We start from the raw sequence: 3,419 nt of genomic DNA, 5'->3' as shown, positions 1-3,419 counted from the left end.
GTTAGATTATTTACTCCTTATATTTAGTAACAAGAGTAAATTTGTCATGGACATTATTTCTAATCTGTTTGACATGGCACCATTTGTCGCACTATTTATTACACTCTCATTGGGTTATATGGTTGGTAAAATTACTATCGGCCGATTTGTTTTAGGCGGTGTGGCCGGAACATTATTAATGGGCGTAATTATTGGGCAATTTGGTGTTCAGATTGATCCCGGCGTAAAAAGTATTTTCTTTGCGCTCTTTATTTATGCTGTGGGTTATCAAGGCGGCGCACAATTCTTTAAAGCGCTTAACTTTAGAACCATCAACATTCTGTTGTCTGCGGTTGTTATGACGGTTTCAGGCTTATTGTGTGTACTTGCCGCTGCGTGGTTGTTTGACTTAGATAGAGGTACTGCTGCGGGCCTAGCTGCCGGTGGTTTAACTCAGTCTGCGATCATTGGTACTGCAGGCGATGCGATCGCCCGTTTGGGTGGTGTGTCTGAAGAAGCCAAACATCTGATGCAAACTAACGTTGCTGTTGGTTACGCTGTAACTTACATCTTCGGTTCTCTAGGTCCAATCCTAATGGTGACATGGGTATTCCCAACACTAATGAAATGGGATATCCGCGCTGAAGCAATCAAAATGGCAGAAGCGAACTCAGATGGTAATGCAGAGCTTGGTGCTGGTGAATTCAATGCGATGACAAAACTTGAGACTCGCGCTTTTGAAATCAAAGCAGAGAGCAAAGTGAATGGTTTGACACTAGCCCAAATCAATCAAGATTCAATAGACGCATGCATCGAAGTTATCGAGCGTGATGGCAAAGCGATTGAAGCAGACAAATTTACTAAGCTTCAACAAGGCGATGTTCTGGTTATCACAGGTACTCGTAAAGCCATTGGTCAGTTGAAAGGTGACTCTGTTGGCTCTGAAGTTGTGCTTCCAGAAGAGTACGAAGTCATTGAAGAGAACCGTCAGCTTATCGCAGACAACAAACAACTGATTGGCCGTACACTAGGTCAAATCAAATCAGAAGCGAACAAAGGCACTTACCGTGGTGTTTATGTGACTGACTACCTTCGCGAAGGTGTATCAATCCCAGTTCACGCTGACCTTGTTGTTAAGAAAAATGATGTTATTCAATTAACTGGCTCACCAAGCGATATTAATCGTGTTCAAGGTACAATCGGTAAGCCAATGAACTCAGCAACAATGACTGACTTCATTGTACTAGGCATGGGTATGGTATTGGGTCTTTTGATTGGCCTAATCAACTTCAAAATTGCAGGTATTCCGGTCACTATCGGCTCTGGTGCAGGCTGTCTAGTGTCAGGTCTGATTGTTGGTTGGTTACGCAGCCGTAACCCACATGTGGCGCAATTCCCAGAATCAGCAGCAAGCTTTATTCGCGACTTCGGTCTAGCAGCATTCGTGGGCATCGTTGGTCTTGAGGCTGGCCCTCAAGCGGTAGACACCATCAAAGAACACGGTATGAGCCTACTATTCTTGGGTGTTGCGGTAACCATCATTCCACAGATTATTTCGTTCTTCTTCTCTTACTTTGTTTTGAGAATCAAAAACCCAATTGAAGCACTTGGTTGTGTGACTGGTGGTCGAAGTGCAAACCCTGCGTTTGCGGCATTGATGGAAAAAACAGGCAATGCAACTCCAGTATTCTCATTCACAGTGACTTACGCAGTAGCCAACGTGCTATTGACCCTTTGGGGACCAATCATCGTCGGCATTATCTCCGTCAACGCTGGTATGTAATTCAGACTATAACGTCAGTCTAAGACGTCAATCCAATTAAAACACTAAGCGATTCCCTGGCCAAACATAGGGAAGGGGATCGACTTGCTAAAATTTATGAAAGTAAGGTATCTATTATGACTACTCAAACTCCAACTATCGATTTTTCAAAATTCGCTGACCTAAGCCCATTCGAGCTAAAAGACAAACTGATTGAAGTGGCGCAAGCTGTGCCAGATCGTGCACTTCTTGATGCAGGTCGTGGTAACCCTAACTTCCTAGCAACGCTACCTCGTAAAGCATTCATCCGTCTTGGTGAGTTTGCGGTAGCAGAAGCAGAGCGTAACTACGCTTACCTAGGTGGTGATTTCGGTGGTATCCCTGATGGCGTCGGCATCGTTGAGCGTTTCGACACGTTCGCAAGCCAATATGCAACAGACAAAGGCGTTGATTTCCTACGTCGTGCACTAAGCTACGCAAAAGACCGTCTAGGCATCGAAAAACAAGCGTTCCTAAATGAGCTAGTACTGGCTTACCTTGCGTGTAACTACCCAGTGCCACCACGTATGCTAGTGAACATCGAGAAAGTGGTTAAACAATACATCGCAGAAGAGATGTACGGCCCAATGCCAATGACGACTAACTTTGACCTGTTCGCAACAGAAGGCGGCACAGCGTCAATGACGTACACGTTCGCAACCATGTTCAACAATGGTCTATTGAAAAAAGGTGACAAAGTTGCGCTAATCACGCCAATCTTTACCCCTTACCTAGAAATCCCAGAGCTAGCAGAATATGAGCTGGAAATCGTAGAGCTACGTCTTGATGAGACCACTTGGCAGCTTCCAATGTCTGAAATCGAGAAACTGGCAGATACAGACATCAAACTACTTTGCGTCGTTAACCCTGCTAATCCAGCATCAGTGAAATTCTCTGACGAGACTCTAGAGAACCTAACAAACTTTGTGAATGAGCAACGCAGTGACCTATTCATCATCACTGATGACGTATACGGTACATTTGCCGATGACTTCGTTTCTCTATTTGCAAAACTACCATACAACACACTTTGTGTTTACTCGTTCTCTAAGTACTTTGGCGCAACAGGCTGGCGTTTAGGTACCATTGGTATCCAACACAAAAACGTATTTGATGACGCACTAAGTTCTTTCAGCGAAGAAAAACAGTGCCAATTGGACGACCGTTACAAAACGCTAACTCCAGAGCCACGTGACATCAAATTCATCGACCGTATCGTTGCTGATAGCCGCAGCGTAGCATTGAACCATACTGCAGGTCTGTCTCTACCACAACAAGTACAAATGGCGATGTTTGCATTAACTTGTCTAATGGACTCAGAAGGTCGCTACAAAGCCGCTTGTAAACGCATCATCCGTGAGCGCTACACAACGCTTTACAAAAACATGGGTGTAGCAATCGAAGAGAACAAAGACCGTGTGGATTACTACACACTACTAGAGCTAGACACGCTAGGTGGCAAACTTTACGGTCAAGAGTTTGTCGACTGGTTCAAAGCTAACGAGAAAGGTAAAGACTTCCTATTCCGTCTTGCTCACGAAACCGGCGTAATCTTACTACCTGGTAAAGGTTTCGACACAGTACACGCATCAGTACGTGTATCACTAGCGAACCTTACTCACCACGAGTACGAGCTAAT

At 44.7% G+C, this 3,419-nt stretch carries 2 protein-coding genes; both read left to right on the top strand.

The window, feature by feature from the left end; genetic code table 11:
* Positions 1-46: 46 nt before the first annotated feature.
* Positions 47-1,762 (top strand): aspartate-alanine antiporter, encoded by a 1,716-nt coding sequence (gene aspT, locus AB4307_RS21690; protein WP_102319723.1) that lies wholly within the window; start codon positions 47-49, stop codon positions 1,760-1,762.
* A gap of 116 nt (positions 1,763-1,878) precedes the next feature.
* A partial coding sequence (locus AB4307_RS21685; protein WP_372133503.1) for a bifunctional aspartate transaminase/aspartate 4-decarboxylase occupies positions 1,879-3,419 on the top strand: 1,541 nt, incomplete at its 3' end.

Origin of the sequence: Vibrio sp. 10N.261.52.C2 (genome assembly GCF_041471425.1) — a bacterium.
GTDB classification, from domain to species: Bacteria; Pseudomonadota; Gammaproteobacteria; order Enterobacterales; family Vibrionaceae; genus Vibrio; species Vibrio crassostreae_C.
Note: the sequence above shows the minus strand (reverse complement) of the source record. Positions and strands in the feature narration are given on the sequence as shown.

Bases quoted from the DNA above. Each gene is read 5' to 3' on its own strand.
- aspT (WP_102319723.1), top strand. From the start codon at position 47: ATGGACATTATTTCTAATCTGTTTGACATGGCACCATTTGTCGCACTA.